Source organism: Streptomyces sp. NPDC003697, assembly GCF_053587115.1.
Genome location: NZ_JBSFNN010000081.1, coordinates 1 through 19,375, shown reverse-complemented (window position 1 = coordinate 19,375; position 19,375 = coordinate 1). Strand labels below are relative to the sequence as shown.

10 protein-coding genes and 1 pseudogene are annotated in these 19,375 nt (G+C 73.9%); 4 read left to right on the top strand and 7 right to left on the bottom strand.

What is annotated here, in order from left to right; translation table 11 throughout:
- Positions 1-138 precede the first annotated feature (138 nt).
- The 4 genes from ACWDNY_RS25500 to ACWDNY_RS25485 form a co-directional block, all read right to left on the bottom strand.
- Positions 139-1,581 (bottom strand): lysine N(6)-hydroxylase/L-ornithine N(5)-oxygenase family protein, encoded by a 1,443-nt coding sequence (locus ACWDNY_RS25500; protein ID WP_451648116.1) that lies wholly within the window; start codon positions 1,579-1,581, stop codon positions 139-141.
- Positions 1,578-2,942: a pyridoxal phosphate-dependent decarboxylase family protein gene (locus tag ACWDNY_RS25495; protein WP_451648115.1), complete on the bottom strand. Its 1,365-nt coding sequence runs from the start codon at positions 2,940-2,942 to the stop codon at positions 1,578-1,580. The genes ACWDNY_RS25500 and ACWDNY_RS25495 overlap by 4 nt, the downstream gene beginning before the upstream one ends.
- A gap of 477 nt (positions 2,943-3,419) precedes the next feature.
- A complete protein-coding gene (gene pepN / locus ACWDNY_RS25490; RefSeq protein WP_451648114.1) occupies positions 3,420-5,924 on the bottom strand; it encodes an aminopeptidase N in 2,505 nt (834 codons plus the stop codon).
- Positions 5,925-6,084: 160 nt separating this feature from the next.
- Positions 6,085-6,438 carry a chorismate mutase gene (locus ACWDNY_RS25485; protein WP_451648113.1) on the bottom strand — a complete coding sequence of 118 codons (354 nt, stop codon included), beginning with the start codon at positions 6,436-6,438 and terminating at the stop codon, positions 6,085-6,087.
- Positions 6,439-6,697: 259 nt separating this feature from the next.
- Between ACWDNY_RS25485 and ACWDNY_RS25480 the strand changes: the two genes are divergently transcribed.
- Entirely contained in the window at positions 6,698-7,591 is an 894-nt protein-coding gene (locus ACWDNY_RS25480; protein ID WP_451648112.1) for a hypothetical protein, read from the top strand.
- 276 nt (positions 7,592-7,867) lie between these two features.
- Here the strand turns inward: ACWDNY_RS25480 and ACWDNY_RS25475 are convergent, their stop codons facing one another.
- The 3 genes from ACWDNY_RS25475 to ACWDNY_RS25465 all read right to left on the bottom strand — a co-directional run bounded on the left by ACWDNY_RS25475 (position 7,868) and on the right by ACWDNY_RS25465 (position 15,081).
- Complete coding sequence (locus ACWDNY_RS25475) at positions 7,868-9,331, bottom strand: glutamate synthase subunit beta (protein ID WP_451648111.1); 1,464 nt, start codon at positions 9,329-9,331, stop codon at positions 7,868-7,870.
- Positions 9,324-13,844, bottom strand: a complete 4,521-nt coding sequence (gltB, locus tag ACWDNY_RS25470; protein ID WP_451648128.1) for a glutamate synthase large subunit — start codon at positions 13,842-13,844, stop codon at positions 9,324-9,326. Before gltB ends, ACWDNY_RS25475 begins: the two co-directional genes overlap by 8 nt.
- A gap of 505 nt (positions 13,845-14,349) precedes the next feature.
- Positions 14,350-15,081: a VIT1/CCC1 transporter family protein gene (locus ACWDNY_RS25465; protein WP_451648110.1), complete on the bottom strand. Its 732-nt coding sequence runs from the start codon at positions 15,079-15,081 to the stop codon at positions 14,350-14,352.
- A gap of 271 nt (positions 15,082-15,352) precedes the next feature.
- Between ACWDNY_RS25465 and ACWDNY_RS25460 the strand changes: the two are divergent.
- The 3 genes and pseudogenes from ACWDNY_RS25460 to ACWDNY_RS25450 all read left to right on the top strand — a co-directional run.
- A pseudogene (locus ACWDNY_RS25460) lies at positions 15,353-16,346 on the top strand (ADP-ribosylglycohydrolase family protein); the annotation flags it as partial.
- Between the two features lie 757 nt (positions 16,347-17,103).
- Complete coding sequence (locus ACWDNY_RS25455; RefSeq protein ID WP_451648109.1) at positions 17,104-18,219, top strand: ADP-ribosylglycohydrolase family protein; 1,116 nt, start codon at positions 17,104-17,106, stop codon at positions 18,217-18,219.
- Positions 18,220-18,412: 193 nt separating this feature from the next.
- Positions 18,413-19,375: ADP-ribosylglycohydrolase family protein (locus tag ACWDNY_RS25450; protein WP_451648108.1), on the top strand; the 963-nt coding region annotated here is incomplete at its 3' end.

Below are 19,375 nucleotides of genomic sequence, written 5' to 3'. Positions count from 1 at the left end.
GGGCCGTCGCGGTGACGCGGTGAGGTGACGGGCCGGCGGCGCCGGCGCGCGATGTGCGTGCCGGCGCCGCCGGCTTGTTCCCGGCGTGTGCTGTGCGCCTGGTTCGGGGCACGTCCGCCCGGGGGCGGGTGGCTGGTCCTACCGGTGGTCGACGAGGGGGACGAGGGTCGGGCTCTGCCGGGTGGCGGGGAGCTGGGGGTGGGGCTGGAGGCCGAACGTGGTGAAGGCGGTGCGGGCGGGCAGGGGGTAGGGCTGCTCGCCGGTGAGTTCGCCGGCGACGGTGTTGAGGATGGTGGCACTGCGCCAGGCGGCGAGGCCGAGGTCGGGGGCGCCTACGCCGTGGGTGTGCAGTCCGGCGTTCTGGACGTAGATCCGGCAGCCGGTGGCGGCGACGGAGGGGGCGAGGACGAGGCGGTGGTGCTCGTCGACGCGGGGGCGGCCGCCGGTGTCGCGGGCCAGGTGGGGGTCGAGGGCGGCGAGGAGGCGGGTGAGGGGGCGTTCGCGGTAGCCGGTGGCGAGGACGACGGCGTCGGTGGTGAGGCGGGTACGGGTGTCCTGCTCGATGTGTTCGAGGTGGAGCTCGATCCGGGTGGCGGCGACGCGGCCGGCGGTGCGGACGCGAACGCCGGGGGTGAGGACGGCGTCGGGCCAGCCGCCGTGGGGGGTGCGCCGGTAGAGCTCGTCGTGGATGGCGGCGATGGTGCCGGCGTCGATGCCCTTGTTCAGCTGCCACTGGGAGGCGGCGAGCCGGTCGCGGACGGGTTCGGCGAGGGCGTGGAAGTAGCGGGCGTAGTCGGGTGTGAAGTGCTCCAGGCCGAGTCTGGAGTACTCCATGGGGGCGAAGGCGGGGGTGCGGCCGATCCAGTGGAGGCGCTCGCGGCCGGCGGGGCGGTGACGGAGCAGGTCGAGGAAGACCTCGGCACCCGACTGACCGGAGCCGACGACGGTGACGTGGCCGGCGGCGAGGAGGGTGTCGCGGTGATCGAGGTAGTCGGCGGCGTGCACGACGGGGCTGCCGGGGACGTCGGCGAGGGGTCTGAGGGGTTCGGGGACGTACGGTGCGGTGCCGATGCCGAGGACGACGTTTCTCGTGTGGGTGCGGCCGGCGGCCCGGGTGTCGCCGTCGGGGTGGAGCCGGGTGAAGTCGACTTCGAAGCAGTGGTGTTCGGGACTCCAGCGGACGGTGTCGACCCGGTGGCCGAAGCGGAGGCCGGGGAGGTTCTCGGACACCCAGCGGCAGTAGGCGTCGTACTCGGCGCGCAGGACGTGGGAGCGCTCGGCGAAGTAGAAGGGGAACAGCCGGTCGCGGGCCTTGAGGTAGTTGAGGAAGGACCAGCGGCTGGTGGGGTCGGCGAGGGTGACCAGGTCGGCGAGGAAGGGGACTTGGACGGTGGCGCCGTCGATGAGCAGGCCGGGGTGCCAGTTGAAGCCGGGGCGCTGGTCGTAGAAGACGGTGTCGAGCGGGTGAAGCGGGTGGGCGAGGGCGGCGAGGGAGAGGTTGGACGGTCCGATGCCGATGCCGACCAGGTCGCGGGGTGTCTCGGGGGTGTGGTGCGCGAGGTGCTCGGTGGGGATCGTCAAGATGTGGTTCCTTCCACCAGTTTCAGGAGGGCGGCCAGGTCGTCGGGCCGGACGTCCGGGTTGAGGAAGGTGGCCTTGAGCCACAGCCGGTCGTCGAGCCGGGCGCGGCCGAGGACGGCGCGGCCTTCGGTGAGGAGTCGGCGGCGGGCGGCGGCGACGGCGTGGTCGGGGGCGTCCGTGGGCCGGAAGAGGACGGTGCTGATGGTGGGCCGGTCGTGGAGTTCAAAGCCGGGGTGGTCACGGACCAGGCCGGCGAACTCGCGGGCGCGGGCGCAGACCTGGTCGACGAGGGCGCCGAGGCCGGTTCTGCCGAGCGTCTTCAGTGTGACGGCGATCTTGAAGATGTCGGGGCGGCGGGTGGTGCGCAGAGAGCGGCCGAGGAGGTCGGGGAGGCCGGCTTCGGTGTCGTCGTCGGGGTTGAGGTAGTCGGCGCGGTGGTGCAGGACGTCGAGGTCGTGGGGGCGGCGGACGGCGAGCAGACCGGCGGCGACCGGCTGCCAGCCGAGTTTGTGCAGGTCCAGGGTGACGGTGTCGGCGGCTTCGAGACCGGTGAGCTTGTCCCGGTGCCGGGGGCTGAACAGCAGGCCGCCGCCGTGCGCGGCGTCGATGTGGAGGCGGGCGCCGTGGGCGGCGCACAGTGCGGCGGTCTCGGGGAGCGGGTCGATGAGACCGGCGTCGGTGGTGCCCGCGGTGGCGACGACGAGGAGGGCGCCGCGCAGGCCGGTCAGGTCGGTGAGGGTGGCGTGCAGGGCGGTGAGGTCGATGGTGCCGGTGGGGGCGGGGACGACGACGGGCCCGGGCAGGCCGAGCAGCCAGGCGGCGCGGGGCAGTGAGTGGTGGGCGTTGGCGCCGTGGACGAGTTGGACGGTGCCGCCGTGGGCCTCGCGGGCGAGCAGGAGGGCGAGGTGGTTGGACTCGGTGCCGCCGGTGGTGACGACGGCGTCGGCGAGGCCGGCCTCGTGGGCGAGTTCGCGGGTGACCAGGGCCTCGAGTGCGGAGGCCGCCGGGGCCTGGTCCCAGGAGTCCAGGGAGGGGTTGAGGGCGGTGGCGGCGAGGTCGGCGGCGGTGGCGACGGCGAGGGGAGGGCAGTGCAGGTGGGCGGCGCACAGGGGGTCGGCGGGGTCGGCGGCGCCTTCGGCGAGGGCGTGCACGAGGGTGCGCAGGGCGTCGGGGTCGCCGTGGTCGGGGAGGATCTCGCCCACCGCCTCCCGCAGCCGGGCGGCGACCGCCCGGGGCCCGCCTGCGGGCAGCGGCCCCCCGCGGGCACGCCGGCCGCTGTCCAGGGCGTCGAGCACGGTGTCGACCAGGGGCCGCAGGGCGTGAGGGCCCCCGGGGGCCGAGGCGAGGGGCGGAGTACTCACGGGCTGTCCTCCGGGAGCGCACGGCGGCAGTGGGAGTCCAGCTTGTACGCGGGGGGCCCGACGCGCCCGGAATGCCCGGCGATCGGAACCCGAAAGGGGGTACCGCCGGGTGCGGGGCCCGGGCAGGGCGGCGCGGAACGCCCTGCCCGGGCAGGCCGGCGACACGCGGCACCGGTCCACCCCGCGGCCGCCCTCCGGAGGACCGGAGCCACCGTGTGGCGGGACCCGGTGACGCCACGCCAGGTGGCCCGTCAAGACGCGACCCGGGACGAGGCGGCGCGGGGCGGCCAGGCCCGGCGCGGGGCGGCGAGGCCCGGCGCGGGGCGGCGAGGCCCGGCGCGGGGCACCAGCACCACGGCGCAGGACCGCGAGGTCGCGGCGCCCCGGGCGGGTGGTGCGGTCGCACCCGTCCGGGGCCGGGGCACGCGGTGGCGGGGTGGTTCGGCCGGGCGCCGGCCGCGCCCCGTGGGTGTGGTCCTATGCCTCCCTGACGCGCAGCGCCCGTGCGAGGTCGTCGAGTTGGTCGGTGAGCTTGCGGCGCAGGGAGGGGATCGGGTCGGCGTCGCGCAGGCAGGCCTGGCCGAGGCGCAGGTTCTCGGCGTCGACGGCGTGGGCGGGGAAGGCCCAGCGGCCGGCGGCGTCGGCGATGGCGGAGCCGCGCCGGGCGGCGAGGGCGACCGCGTCCCGGTAGTACCGGGGGACGTACTCCCTGACGAGGTCGGCCTGCTCTGGCTGCCAGAAGCCCTGGGCGGTCGCGGTGAACAGGTAGTTCGACAGTTGGTCGCCCGTGAACATCTCCTCCCAGGCGCGGCGCTTGGCGTCCGCGTCGGGCAGGGCGGCCCGGCAGCGGGCGGCGCCCTCGCGGCCGGTGGCGCTGGGGTCGCGTTCGAGTTCGGCGGCGATCGCGCTCTCGTCGGTGGCGCCGAGGACGGCGAGGCGGCACAGGATGCGCCAGCGCAGTTCGGGGTCGAGTTCGGGGCCGCCGGGGACGGTTCCCTCGGCGAGCCAGGCGGCGATGGTGTCGGGGTGGGCGGCGACGTCGATGAAGTGGCGGACGGCGGTCAGGCGCAGGCCGGGGGCCTCGCCGTCCTCGGTGCGGCGGATGAGGGCGCGGCACAGGGAGGCGAGCGAGGTGAGTGCGGCGGGGCGCTGCCCGGCGGTGACGTACCGGTCGGCGAGCTGCGTGGTGGCGAAGCCGAGGACGCCCTCGACGACGGCGAGTTCGGTCTCTTCGGTGAGGTGGGCGGCGGCCGTCGACAGGTAGTCGGCCGGGGCGAGTTCGCCGTCGCGGACCATGTCGCGCAGGGTGTTCCAGACGACGGCGCGGGTGAGTCCGTCGGGAATGCCGGACAGGCCGCGCAGGGCGGTCTCCAGGGACGTCTCGTCGAGGCGGATCTTGGCGTAGGTGAGGTCCTGGTCGTTGGGGACGACGAGGGCGGGGTGGGTGCCGGGGCGGGGCTGCGGGTCGCTGTCCTGCGGGATGTCGGTCTCGTGCCGTTCCCGCAGCACCAGGGCGCGGCCGTCGCCGAGGTCGCGGTCGTAGACGCCGACGGTGACGCGGTGGGGGCGGCTGCCGTCGTGGTCGAGGGTGAGGGTCCAGTGGCCGGGGCGGGAGTCGACGGAGGCGGTGATCCGGTCGACGCCGGTGGTGCGCAGCCACGCGTCGGCCCAGGCGTGGACGTCGCGTTCGGTGGCGGAGGCGAGGGAGTCGATGAAGTCGGCGAGGGTGGCGTTGGCGAAGCGGTGGCGGGCGAAGTGGGTGTTGATGCCGGCGAGGAAGTCCTTCTCGCCGAGCCAGGCCACCAGCTGGCGCAGGGCGGAGGCGCCCTTGGCGTAGGAGATGCCGTCGAAGTTGAGCAGCGCGGAGGCGGTGTCGCCGACGGCGTCGGGGGCGACGGGGTGGGTGGAGGGGCGCTGGTCGGCGTCGTAGCCCCAGGGCTTGCGGGTGACGCCGAAGTCCGTCCAGGTGTCGGTGAACCTGGTGGCCTCGGCGGTGGTCTGGTAGCCCATGTACTCGGCGAAGGACTCGTTGAGCCAGATGTCGTCCCACCACCGGAGGGTGACGAGGTCGCCGAACCACATGTGGGCCATCTCGTGGGCGATGACCATGGCGCGGGTCTGGCGTTCGGTGTCGGTGACGGCGGAGCGGAAGACGAACTCGTCGCGGAAGGTGACCAGGCCGGGGTTCTCCATGGCGCCGGCGTTGAACTCGGGGACGAACGCCTGGTCGTAGGAGTCGAAGGGGTAGGGCTCGTCGAACTTCTCGTGGTACCGGTCGAAGCAGGCGCGTGTGACGTCGAGGATCTCGTCGGCGTCGGCGTCGAGGTGGGGGGCGAGGGAGCGGCGGCAGTGGATGCCGAAGGGCAGGCCGCGGTGCTCGGTGCGCACGGAGTGCCAGGGGCCGGCGGCGACGGCGACCAGGTAGGTGGAGATGCGGGGGGTGGTCGCGGCCTTCCAGACGCCGTCGCCGGTGTGCTCGGTGACGCCGTTGGCGAGGACGGTCCAGCCGGCGGGGGCCTTGACGGTGACGTCGAAGACGGCCTTGAGGTCGGGCTGGTCGAAGGCGGCGAAGACCCGCTGCACGTCGTCCAGGAAGAGCTGGGTGTAGACGTAGGTCTCGCCGTCGGAGGGGTCGGTGAAGCGGTGCATGCCCTCGCCGGTGCGCGAGTAGCGCATGGAGGCGTCCACGCGCAGCTCGTGCGCGCCGGGGGCGAGGTCGTTCAGGAGCAGGCGGTTGCCGGTCAGGGCCGCCGGGTCCAGGGGCTTCCCGTCGAGGGCGGCGGAGCGCAGTTCGGCGGGCTTCAGCTCGACGAACGTGTCCGTGACGTCCTGGCCCGCACGCACGGTGAACCGGATGACGGTCAGGGAGTCGAAGGTCTCGTCCCCGGCCGTCAGATCGAGGTCGATCGTGTAGTGGTGGACGTCGAGGAGCTGGGCACGGGTCTGCGCTTCGTCGCGCGTGAGTACGGACATGGACGACATGCTGCCTGATGGCGGTGACCGGGGACGAGGGGGTTACCCGACGCCGCGCCCGTTCGCGGGGGCGGGCGCCGTGCGGGGAGCGTGCGCCGGAGCGGGCGCGGCGGGCCCGGTGGGAGCGCCTCCCTGCACGGCGGACGCGGGCCGGGGCGCGCCGGGCGGGTCAGGGCGCTGTCGGGGCGTTGCCGGTGTCCTCGGCGATGCGCTCGTGGTGGCGGATCACCTCGGCGATGATGAAGTTGAGGAACTTCTCCGCGAACGCCGGATCGAGCTTGGCGTCCTCGGCGAGCGCGCGCAGGCGGGCGATCTGCCGGGCCTCGCGGGCGGGGTCGGCGGGCGGCAGCTGGTGGGCCGCCTTGAGCCGGCCGACCTGCTGGGTGCACTTGAACCGCTCGGCGAGCATGTGGACGACGGCCGCGTCGATGTTGTCGATGCTGTCACGCAGCCGCGCGAGCTCCGCCCGGACGGCGGGGTCGACGTCGCTGGCGCCGGTGGTGCCGGTGGTGCTGGTGGTCATGGGCGTCACCCTACGGGGTGCGCCGGCCTGCCCTCGCGGGCCGGGACCCGGACGGCCGGGCGCGGCCGCGCCCGGTGACCGGGTCACCGGCGAACCGCTCGCACCGGCCTGGGGGCTGCCCGGCGGCTCGGTGCCGGAGACGCGGGGGCCCGGCACGCCCGGGCTGCGGGGTGCCGCCGGTCTCCTCCGACGTGATCCGCCGGACAGCCCTTAGAGTGAGAGGACGGTTCTGCTTCCGGGCGTCTTTGGGGGTACGGGCGTGGTGAACGGCGGACCGGTCGAGCACGGGTACCCGCACCTGGAGACGGTACGGGCGGCGATCACCGCGTTGTACAGGCGGCTGTCGTACGACACCGTCCAGACCTTCGCGACGAGTGTGGCCCCGGCGGACGTCGCCTTCTGCGACGCCGACGACCTGCATCTGGGCGCGCAGCGGGTGGCCCGCGAGATGGTGCGGCACTACCGGCTGCCGGACGCCCGCCTGGTCGTCGGCTTCCGCGAGATGGAGCACGCGGCGAACGTGGAACTGGCGGCCGGCCCCGAGTACTTCGTGGAGCTCAACGACCGTTTCCGCACCCACCGGCGGGACATCGGCGCGGCCCTCGCGCACGAGGTGACGCACGTCTATCTGCACCGGCTCGACCTGTCCTTCCCCGGTACCCGCGCCAACGAGATCCTGACGGACACGGCGGCCACGTACCTGGGCGCGGGGTGGCTCCTGCTGGACGCCTACAGGGAGGACGCCGTGTCCTCGCAGAAGCTGGGCTACATCACACCGGAGGAGTTCGGGTACGTGCTGGCCAAGCGGGCGCTGGTCTTCGGTGAGGACCCCTCGGTGTGGTTCACCAGCCCGCAGGCGTACTCGGCGTACGCGCAGGGCCTCGCCCGGGCCCGTCACGACGAGCAGCAGCCGCCCCTGACGGCGGCGGGCTGGACGGGCCGCCGCCGCTACGCCCGCGACCGGCGGCACGCCCAGGACCGTGGAGCGGCCGCGCAGCAGGGCGCGCCCTACTCCTTCGCCCCGGCCGGGGACGGTCCGCTGCGGGTGTCGTTCTGCTGCCCGACGTGTCATCAGCGGATCAGGGTGCCGGTGCGGGGGCGGCTGCGGGCGCGGTGCGCGCTGTGCCGGCGGGTGCTGGAGTGCGACACGTAGGGCGTGCGTGAGCCTCGTGGCGGTCCCGTCGATCGGGTCGCGCCGTGCCGGGGACCGGCGCGAGCGGTGCCGGCTCGCCGTTCGGCCGGCCGGGCGGCGCGGTCGCGGCACGCGGGGGTCCGGACATGCGGCGGCGCCTGCCCGTCGTCCGGTCGGGGACAGGGGGCAGGCGCCGTCTCGGGGTCTGGTGGGATCCCCGATTCCGCCCGTACGCCGTTGTACGGGACGTGTGTGAGTGACCGTCGGATCAGAGCGTCGCCGGGTCACCCTGGTCCGTCAGACCGCCAGCGCGCGGTCCGTCGGGCGGATCGGGGCCGGCAGTTCGCTGGCGCCCGTGAGGAAGCGGTCGACGCCGCGGGCGGCCGAGCGGCCCTCCGCTATCGCCCACACGATGAGGGACTGGCCGCGGCCGGCGTCACCGGCGACGAACACACCCGGCACATTGGTCTGGAAGTCGGCGTCGCGTGCGATGTTGCCGCGCGCGTCGAGCTCCAGGCCGAACTGCTCCACCAGGCCGTTGTCCTGGTCGGTGCCGGTGAAGCCCATGGCGAGGGTGACCAGCTGGGCCGGGATCTTGCGCTCGGTGCCCGGCTTCGGGGTGAGCTTCCCGTCGACGAACTCGACCTCGGTCAGGTGCAGCCACTGGACGTTGCCGTCCGCGTCGCCTTCGAAGTGGGTGGTGGAGACGGAGTAGACCCGCTCGCCGCCTTCCTCGTGCGCCGAGGTGACCTTGTACAGCATGGGGAACGTCGGCCAGGGCTGGGTGACCGGGTTCCGGTCCTCGCCCGGCCGGGGCATGATCTCCAGCTGTGTGACGGAGGCCGCGCCCTGGCGGTGCGCGGTGCCCACGCAGTCGGCGCCCGTGTCACCGCCGCCGATGACGACGACGTGCTTGCCCTCGGCGGAGATCGGCGCGGTGACGTAGTCGCCCTCCTGCACCTTGTTGGACAGGGGCAGGTACTCCATGGCCTGGTGGACGCCGTTGAGTTCCCGGCCCGGGACCGGCAGGTCGCGCGCCGTGGTGGCGCCGACGGCCAGCACGACCGCGTCGTAGCGCTTGCGCAGGTCGCCCGCCTTGATGTCGCGGCCGACCTCGACGCCGGTGCGGAAGCGGGTGCCCTCCGCGCGCATCTGCTCGATACGGCGGTTGATGTGCCGCTTCTCCATCTTGAACTCGGGGATGCCGTACCGCAGGAGGCCGCCGATGCGGTCCGCGCGCTCGTACACCGCGACGGTGTGGCCGGCCCGGGTCAGCTGCTGGGCGGCGGCCAGGCCCGAGGGGCCCGAGCCGATGACGGCGACCGTCTTGCCGGACAGGCGCTCGGGGATCTGCGGCGCGACGCCGCCGGTCTCCCACGCCTGGTCGATGATGGAGACCTCGACGTTCTTGATGGTGACCGGCGGCTGGTTGATGCCCAGCACACAGGCCGACTCGCACGGCGCCGGGCACAGGCGTCCCGTGAACTCCGGGAAGTTGTTCGTCGCGTGCAGGCGCTCGGAGGCGGCCGTCCAGTCCTCGCGGTAGGCGTAGTCGTTCCACTCGGGGATCAGGTTCCCGAGCGGGCAGCCGTTGTGGCAGAACGGGATGCCGCAGTCCATGCACCGGCTGGCCTGCTTGCTGATGATCGGCAGCAGGGAGCCGGGGACGTAGACCTCCTTGAAGTCCCTGACGCGTTCCTCGACCGGACGGGAGGTGGCGACCTCGCGGCCGTGGTTCAGGAAGCCCTTCGGGTCAGCCATTGATCGCCGCCTCCATCATCTTCTCGGTGATCTCGGTCTCGGACAGACCGGCTCGCTCGGCGGCGTCCTTGGCGGCGAGCACTGCCTTGTACGTGCTGGGGATGATCTTGCTGAAGCGCGCCGCGCCGCCGTCGGGGCTGTCCCACTCGGCCAGCAGCTTCTCGGCGACGGTGGAGCCCGTCTCCTCCTGGTGGCGGCGCACCACCTCGCGCAGCCACTGCTTGTCCGCGTCGTCCGGCGCCTCGACCGACGCCAGGTTGCCGGCGTTGACGTTGTCACGGTCGAGGTCGATCACGTAGGCGATGCCACCGGACATGCCGGCCGCGAAGTTGCGGCCCGTCTCGCCGAGGACCACCGCGTGACCGCCGGTCATGTACTCGCAGCCGTGGTCACCCACGCCCTCGGAGACGACCAGTGCGCCGGAGTTGCGGACGCAGAACCGCTCACCGGTCCTGCCGCGCAGGAACATCTCGCCGCCGGTGGCGCCGTAGGCGAGCGTGTTGCCCGCGATGACGCTGTACTCGGCGAGGTGCTCGGCCGCGCGGTCCGGGCGGACGACGATCCGGCCGCCGGACAGGCCCTTGCCGACGTAGTCGTTGGCGTCGCCCTCCAGGCGCAGCGTGACACCGCGTGGGAGGAAGGCGCCGAAGGACTGGCCGGCGGAACCGGTGAAGGTGATGTCGATGGTGTCGTCGGGCAGGCCCGCCCCGCCGAACTTCTTCGTCACCTCGTGGCCGAGCATGGTGCCGACCGTGCGGTTGATGTTGCGGATGGGGACCTGGGCCCGCACCGGCTGGGCGTCGGTGGCGGAGTTCGCGGCCAGGGCGTCGGCGGCGAGCTTGATCAGCTCGTTGTCGAGCGCCTTCTCCAGGCCGTGGTCCTGGGCGACGATCCGGTGGCGCACCGCGTTCTCGGGCAGCGCGGGCACGTGCAGCAGCGGCGCCAGGTCCAGGCCCTGTGCCTTCCAGTGGTCCACCGCGCGGGTGACGTCGAGGACCTCGGCGTGGCCGACGGCCTCCTCGATGGAGCGGAAGCCGAGCTCGGCGAGGAGTTCGCGGACCTCCTGGGCGATGAACTGGAAGAAGTTCACGACGAACTCGGCCTTGCCGGCGAACCGCTCGCGCAGCACCGGGTTCTGCGTGGCGATGCCGACCGGGCAGGTGTCCAGGTGGCACACGCGCATCATGACGCAGCCGGAGACGACGAGCGGAGCGGTCGCGAAACCGAACTCCTCGGCGCCGAGCAGCGCGGCGATGACCACGTCGCGGCCGGTCTTCAGCTGACCGTCGGTCTGCACGACGATGCGGTCGCGCAGGCCGTTGAGCAGCAGGGTCTGCTGGGTCTCGGCGAGGCCGAGCTCCCAGGGCCCGCCGGCGTGCTTCAGCGAGGTCAGCGGGGAGGCGCCCGTGCCGCCGTCGTGGCCGGAGATCAGGACGACGTCCGCGTGCGCCTTGGAGACGCCCGCGGCGACCGTGCCGACGCCGACCTCGGAGACCAGCTTCACGTGGATCCGCGCCTGCGGGTTCGCGTTCTTCAGGTCGTGGATCAGCTGGGCCAGGTCCTCGATGGAGTAGATGTCGTGGTGCGGCGGCGGGGAGATGAGGCCCACGCCCGGCGTGGAGTGCCGGGTCCTGGCCACCCACGGGTACACCTTGTGGCCGGGCAGCTGGCCGCCCTCGCCGGGCTTGGCGCCCTGGGCCATCTTGATCTGGATGTCGTCGGCGTTGACCAGGTACTCGGACGTCACGCCGAAGCGGCCGGAGGCGACCTGCTTGATCGACGAGCGGCGCGCCGGGTCGTACAGGCGCTCCGGGTCCTCGCCGCCCTCACCGGTGTTGGACTTGCCGCCCAGCTGGTTCATGGCGATGGCGAGGGTCTCGTGCGCCTCCTTGGAGATGGAGCCGTACGACATGGCGCCGGTGGAGAACCGCTTGACGATCTCGGAGACCGGCTCGACCTCCTCGACCGGGATCGGCTCGCGGTCCGACGTGAAGCCGAACAGGCCGCGCAGCGTCATCAGGCGCTCGGACTGCTCGTTCACGCGGGAGGTGTACTTCTGGAAGACGTCGTAGCGGCCGGTGCGCGTGGAGTGCTGGAGGCGGAAGACCGTCTCCGGGTCGAACAGGTGCGGTTCGCCCTCGCGGCGCCACTGGTACTCGCCGCCGATGTCGAGCGCGCGGTGCGCCGGGGCGATGCCGGAGGCCGGGTAGGCCTTGGCGTGGCGGGCGGCGACCTCCCGGGCGACGACGTCGATGCCGACGCCGCCGATCTTGGTGGCGGTGCCGTTGAAGTACTTCTCGACGAAGGTCTCGTCGAGGCCGACGGCCTCGAACACCTGCGCGCCGCGGTAGGAGGCGACGGTCGAGATGCCCATCTTCGACATGACCTTCAGCACGCCCTTGCCCAGGGCGTATATCAGGTTGCGGATGGCCTTCTCGGGCTCGATGCCGGGCAGGAAGGTACCCGCGCGGACCAGGTCCTCGACGGACTCCATGGCCAGGTACGGGTTGACGGCGGCGGCACCGTAGCCGATGAGCAGGGCGACGTGGTGGACCTCTCGGACGTCGCCGGCCTCGACCAGCAGGCCCACGCGGGTGCGCTGCTTGGTGCGGATGAGGTGGTGGTGGACGGCCGCGGTGAGCAGCAGCGACGGGATCGGCGCGTGCTCGGCGTCGGAGTGCCGGTCGGACAGGACGATCAGCCGGGCGCCGTTGCCGATGGCGGCGTCGGCCTCGGCGCAGATCTCCTCGATCCGCGCGGCGAGCGCCTCCCCACCGCCGCCGACCCGGTACAGGCCGGACAGCGTCGCGGCCTTGAAGCCGGGCATGTCGCCGTCGGCGTTGATGTGGATGAGCTTGGCCAGCTCGTCGTTGTCGATGACCGGGAAGGGCAGGACGACGCTGCGGCAGGAGGCCGCGGTCGGCTCCAGCAGGTTGCCCTGCGGGCCCAGCGACGAGCGCAGGGAGGTGACCAGCTCCTCGCGGATGGCGTCCAGCGGCGGGTTGGTGACCTGGGCGAACAGCTGCGTGAAGTAGTCGAAGAGCAGGCGCGGACGCTCACTGAGCGCGGCGATCGGCGAGTCGGTGCCCATGGAGCCGATCGGCTCGGCGCCGGTCTTGGCCATCGGCGCGAGGATGACGCGCAGCTCCTCCTCGGTGTAGCCGAAGGTCTGCTGGCGGCGGGTGACCGAGGCGTGGGTGTGGACGATGTGCTCGCGCTCGGGCAGGTTGCCCAGCTCGATCCCGCCGGCCTCCAGCCACTCGGCGTACGGCTGCTCGGCGGCGAGTGCGGCCTTGATCTCCTCGTCCTCGATGATGCGGCCCTCGGCCGTGTCGACGAGGAACATCCTGCCGGGCTGCAGGCGGCCCTTGCGGACGACCCTGGCCGGGTCGATGTCGAGGACACCGACCTCGGAGCCGAGGACGACGAGCCCGTCGTCGGTGACCCAGTAGCGGCCGGGGCGCAGTCCGTTGCGGTCGAGCACCGCGCCGACCTGGGTGCCGTCGGTGAAGCAGACGCAGGCGGGGCCGTCCCAGGGCTCCATCATCGTGGAGTGGTACGCGTAGAACGCGCGCCGGGCCGGGTCCATGGAGTCGTGGTTCTCCCACGCCTCCGGGATCATCATCAGCACGGAGTGCGGCAGCGAGCGGCCGCCGAGGTGCAGCAGCTCCAGGACCTCGTCGAAGGAGGCGGAGTCGGAGGCGTCCGGCGTGCAGACCGGGAAGATCCGCTCCAGGTCGTCCCTGCCGCCGAAGAGACCGGAGGCCAGCTGGGACTCGCGGGCGGCCATCCAGTTGCGGTTGCCCTTGACGGTGTTGATCTCACCGTTGTGCGCGACGAAGCGGTAGGGGTGTGCCAGCGGCCAGCTCGGGAAGGTGTTCGTCGAGAAGCGGGAGTGGACGAGCGCGATGGCCGAGGCGAAGCGGCGGTCGGACAGGTCCGGGAAGAAGGGCTCCAGCTGGCCGGTGGTGAGCATGCCCTTGTAGACGAGGGTGCGCGCCGACAGCGACGGGAAGTAGACGCCGGCCTCGCGTTCCGCGCGCTTGCGCAGCAGGAACGCCCGGCGGTCGAGGGCGATGTCCGTGCTGGTGCCGTCGGCGACGAACAGCTGGCGGAAGACGGGCATCGTGGAGCGGGCGGTGGCGCCGAGCAGCTCGGGGGCGACCGGGACCTCGCGCCAGCCGAGGACGCTCAGGCCCTCGTCGGCGGCGATCGTCTCGATCTGCGAGACGGCGTCCTCGATGCCGTCCTCCGGCAGGAAGGCGATGCCGACGGCGTAGGCGCCGGCCTCGGGCAGTTCAAAACCGGCCACCTCGCGCAGGAAGGCGTCGGGCACCTGGGACAGCAGGCCCGCTCCGTCGCCGGAGTCGGGCTCGGAGCCGGTGGCGCCGCGGTGCTCCAGGTTGCGCAGCACCGTGAGAGCCTGCTCGACCAGTGCGTGGCTCGCCTCACCGGTGAGGGTGGCCACGAAGCCGACGCCGCAGGCGTCGTGCTCGTCACGGGGGTCGTACATACCCTGCGCAGCAGGGCGAGCATCCATGAACGACCAGTTCTGGCCATTCGTGGAGTGCTGGGACGGCTGGCGCGGCGTACGCATCGGCTCTCCCGTCGTCGTCATCTGGCGTGGAATTGCTCCCTGGGCCGGCTCGGGGCCTGGCGGAGCAGGTGCCGAGGGACGACGTTGGCCCTCTGCGTGTGCGAAATTTCGTGCAGGTTACATGATGGGGAGCTTCCCGGAAACCGGAAACTCCGTTCCAACATGCGGACACCATCGGGGCGCGACACGGGTTCCGTGTCCGGCGGTGGAAGCTGGGGACCGGCGCGGACAGATCGATGTCCGGCGGCCCGGGGAGGCGGGGGGAGCGCTCGTGCTCACCCCGATGTGCGCGGCGGGCCTCATTGCTCACAGCGCTTACGGCTATTGCCCGGTGGTCACACGCTCGAAACCCGCCGGTAACGGCAGTTGCCCCGGCGTGCGACGGCTACCTGTGCGGCCCGGCGCGTAAGTTCCGGCCGCCTCATCCTACGGCGGTTCCGAACAGGGCGCCCAGGGCGTACGTCACACCGGCCGCGGCGCCACCCAGGGCGAGCTGCCGCAGACCGCTGAACCACCAGGACCGCGCCGTCACCCTGGACACCACCGCGCCGCAGGCGAACAGACCGAGCAGCGCGAGCAGGAGGGCCGGCCACAGGACGGTCGCACCCAGCAGATACGGCAGGACGGGCAGCAGTGCGCCCAGCGCGAAGGATCCGAAGGACGACACCGCGGCGACCAGCGGGGAGGGCAGGTCGCCCGGGTCGACGCCCAGCTCCTCGCGGGCGTGTATCTCCAGGGCCTGCTCGGGGTCCGCCGACAGCTGCCTGGCCACCTCGCGCGCCAGGTCCGGCTCGACACCCCGCGCCACGTACAGGGCGGCGAGCTCGTCCTCCTCGTCCTGCGGGTGGCGGCTGAGCTCCTTGCGCTCCACCTCGAGCTCGGCCTCCACCAGCTCGCGCTGCGAGGCGACGGACGTGTACTCGCCGGCCGCCATCGAGAAGGCGCCGGCGGCCAGGCCCGCGAGGCCGGTGAGGACGATCGTCCGGCTGCCCACCGCGCCGCCCGCGACACCGGTGATGAGGGCGAGGTTGGAGACCAGGCCGTCCATCGCGCCGAAGACCGCCGGGCGCAGCCAGCCGCCGTTCACATCGCGGTGCGTGTGGTTGTCGCGGTGCGCCTCGTGCAGGGTGGCTTCGGTGTCGATGATGGCCATGCCGGGTCCCCCAGGGTGAGCGTGAAGGGCTTCTTGGACGAGTTCTACTTTTCGACAACACAGAACGTACGCCGGAAAATCCCTCGCCGCCAGCAAGGAAAGGCTGGGCTAACCTGCTACTTTGCGCCGGACTGCTCATTCGAGACGGTGTATGCACAGATGTCGTACGGGTGATGCCGGGGCCGCTCGGGCTGCGGCGCGCGCTCCACCGGGGGATGGTTCCCATGGGGTTCCGCGCCGTCGCCGGCGCCGTGGAGAGGAGAGCCCGCCCATGGCATCGACCGCCCGCACGGCCCCGGCCCGGCCGCACGCCACCGGCGGACCGCGCGAACGGGCCCGGGGAGCACTGCTCGGCCTCGCCGTCGGAGACGCGCTGGGAGCGCCCGCGGAGAACCTGAAGCCCTCCGAGATCCGGGCCCGATGGGGCCGGATCACCGGCTACGTCACCGAGCACCCGTGCGGCACCGACGACACGGAGTACGCCATCTTCTCCGGGCTGCTGCTGGCCCGGCACGGCTCCGCCCTGGCCCCGGTCCACGTCGAGGCGGCCTGGCACACGTGGATCGCGGACCGCGCCGAGGGGCCGTTCAGGGGCGCCGGCTTCAGTGAGCGGGGGACGCTGGAAAACCTCCGCCGGGGCCTGGCCGCCCCGATCTCGGCCCAGCACCGGCACGCCTGGAGCGACGGTCTCGCCATGCGGGCGGCGCCCTTCGGGGTGTTCGCCGCCGGGCGCCCGGCCGAGGCGGCCCGCCTGGTGGCGGTCGACGGCTCGGTCAGCCACGACGGGGAGGGCATCTACGGCGGCCAGGCGGTGGCGGCCGGCGTCGCCGCCGCGATGGCGGGCGCGCCGCCGGTCGCGGTCGTCACCGCGGCCCTTGCGGTCGTCCCGGACGACTCCTGGACGGCACGCTCCCTGCGCCGGGCCACGGCCGCCGCCCACCGCGGGGAACGCGCGGTCCGCTCCGCCGTGGTGGTCGGCGGCTACCCGTGGCCCGACCTGGCGCCGGAGGCGGTGGCCCTCGCCTTCGGGGCGTACGCGGCCGCCGACGGCGACTTCCGGGACGCGGTCCTCACGGCCGTGAACATGGGCCGCGACGCCGACACCACGGCCGCGGTCGCGGGCGCCCTGGCCGGTGCCACGCAGGGGGTGCGCGCCATCCCCGAGCAGTGGGCGGCGGCCATCGGCCCGGCACGGGGCAGCTGCCTGCCGTCGATGGCGGGCCACCACGTACTGGAGGTCGCGGACCTGCTGGTACACGGCGAGCCGGACCGCACGGCGCGGACGTGCCCCGCCGGGTCCTCGGACGTGCCGGGCACGTCCGGCGCCCTGGAGGTGAGGTGCGTACGGACCGCGCCGGGCGCGCACCGCCTGTTGGGGTCGGGGGGCGTACCGGACGCGCCGGAGGTGCCGGACGCGCGGGAGGCGCGGGAGGCGCGGGGCGTGTCGGCCGCGTTGTGCGCGTCCCGCCCCCCGGAGACGGCGTGCGCACCGGCTGCGCCCGGCGTGTCCCGCGTCCCGGGCGTGGCGTGCGTCCCGGCCATGCCGGGTGTGCCGACCAGGCCGGGGGCTTCTCACCTCTCGGAGGCAGGGTGCCCACCGGCCGCACCCGGTGCGCGGGACGCGCGGGATGTGCCGGGTGCGCCGGCCGAGTCGGGCGCGTCCCGCACCCCGGAGGTGGGCTGCCCACCGGCCGTGCCAGGTGTGCCTCACCTCTCGGAGGCCGGGGGCCCACCGGCCGTGCCGGAGGTGCCGGACGCGCGGGAGGCGCCGGGTGTGCCGGGCGCGACCGTCGTACCCGGCGTGGTGGTCGGTGCCTCCGCGGACGGCGCGGCGGCGGTCGGGACAGCGGCGGAGCAGGTGCCGGCGCCTCCCCCGGCGACGGGCGCGGTGACTGTGCGGGCGGCGACCGCGCCGGTCTGCCCGGATCCGGTGGAGGACGTACCGGCCGTCCGGCCGGCGGCGGGACCACCGGCCGGGGAACCCGTCGCCCCCGTGCCGGCCGACGAGCGGCGGGCGGGGCCGTGACCCGGCGGATCGAGGGGCTGCTGCTCGGGCTGGCCGCGGGGGACGCCGCCGGGTGGCCGGCCGCCCGGCACCGGGCCGCTCGGATGCCCGAGTGGACCCGTCGCCTCACCCGTGAGCTGGACACCTTCGCGGAGCAGAACGCCACGACCACACTGCCCGTGCCGATCGCCCTCAACCAGCCCCCGGAGCCGCTGCGCCTCGGCCCCTCCGACGACGCCGAGTGGGCGGCGTTCGCGGCCGAGGCGGTCCTTCGCGCCGGGGACGACAGCGCGCTCGGCGACCTCAGCCGCGAGCGGCGCACGCGGACCGCGATCGACCTGACCTGGAACGCCGTGGCCGGCGAGGTCGCGGCGGCGGCCGAACGCGCGCCGGAAGTCGAGTCCGCGGTGCTGCCCCTGCGCGCCCGCATCTCCGTCCGGGCCGGACTCGGCAACCTCGCCGCCGGTCTGCGCCCGCCCGCCAGCGGCCACGACAACCCGCACTACTTCGACGACGCGGCCTGCGTCCGGGCCTGCGTCCTGGCCGTGGCGCACCCGGGCGACCCGGACCGGGCCGCCGCCCTGGCCGAGTTCGACGCCCGCTACACCCAGGACGGCGACGGGGTGCACGGCGCACGGGCCATGGCGGCCGCCCTCGCCCTGGCACTGGCCGGAGCGGAGGCCGATGCCTGCGTCGCGGCGGCGCTCGCGGAGCTGCCCGAGGGTACGGAGATCGGCCGCAACGCCCGGCACGCGCTCACGCTCGCCGGGGCCGCCGACAGTGCCTTCGCCCTTGTCCCGCCCCTGGAGCACGAGATCGTCGACCACGTCTACAGCTACGGCGTCGCCGCCGCCGAAACGGTCCCGGTCGCCCTCGCGCTCACGACAGCCTCCCGCGGCCGGATCGCGGAGGCGGTGCCGGCGGCGGCCTGTCTGTCCCGGGTCGCCGACTCCGCCCCGGCCCTCGCGGGCGCCCTGACCGGCGCGCTGGGCGGCGGCGCGAGTGTTCCGGCGTCCTGGCGGGACGCCTGCCGCGTGCTGTCCGGCTGTGCGCTGCCCCGGCTCAGCGGGACGGACCTCGTGGAACTCGCCGAACTCCTGGAAGCCGCGCGACCGGCCCCACCAGGGGGATGATTCGGACATGATGCCCATGGAAGAAGAAAGCCGCCGCACGGCTGCCGGGCCGGCGGATGCGACCGGCAGCCGAGCAGCGGACCGGACCTCCGGCCGGACGTCGGAGACGGCCGCGGGCCGGGCGGAGAACCGGGCTTCCGGCCGGACGTCGAACCCGACCGCAGGCCGGGCGGAGAGTCAGGCCACCGGCCGGATGACGGACCCGGCCGCAAGCCGGGCACGGAGCCGGACAACCCACCGGACGACGGACCCGACCGCAACCCGGACGACGGACCGGACCACACACCCGATCCAGGCCGCGAACCAGCCCGGCGGCCGGGCAGCCCGGGCGGCCGGTGACCCGGCGGCGGACCGGCCGGCGGGACTCGACGAGCGGATCACCGGTGCCCTGGTCGGTGCTGCGGTCGGGGACGCCCTCGGCGGTCCGGTCGAGGGCTGGTCCCCCGACCAGATCGTGCGGCGCCACGGCGGCCGGGTCCTCGGCGTCGTCGGCCCGTGGCACGGTGACGACTGGCGGACCGCCCGCCCCGTCGCCCCGTACCACAAGGGCGACGGTCACGTCACCGACGACACCTTGATGACGCACGCGCTCATCCGCGTGTACGCCCGCGTCCGCGACCACCTCGACGCCTACGCCGTCGCCGGGCACCTGGTGCCGGACCTGATGACGAACCCGCGCTGGATCCCGGAGCTGGAGGCGGAGGCGCTGCCGCTGCAGCGTATCTTCCTGGCGGAGAAGTGGCTGGTGGCGCGGCTGCACTACGGCCACGTGGACCCGCGCGAGGCCGGGGTCGGCAACATCGTCAACTGCGGCGCGGCGATGTACATGGCCCCGGTCGGCCTGGTCAACGCGGCCAACCCGGCGGCCGCGTACGCCGAGGCGCTGGACGTCGCGGGCGCCCACCAGTCGTCGTACGGCCGGGAGGCGGCGGGCGTGCAGGCGGCCGCGGTGGCGGCGGCCTGCAGCGGCGCTCACCGTGATCGACATGGTGAAGGCGGTCGACAAGGGAGCGGTCTTCACCGACGTACGGGTGGAGGAGAAGACGGGCGGCAAGTCGGGCGTCACGTCGTAGCCGTCCTGACGCAGCGTCCGGGCCAGGGCGACGCACGGCTCGACGTCCCCTCGGGACCCGAGGGCGAGAATGACGACGCGGCC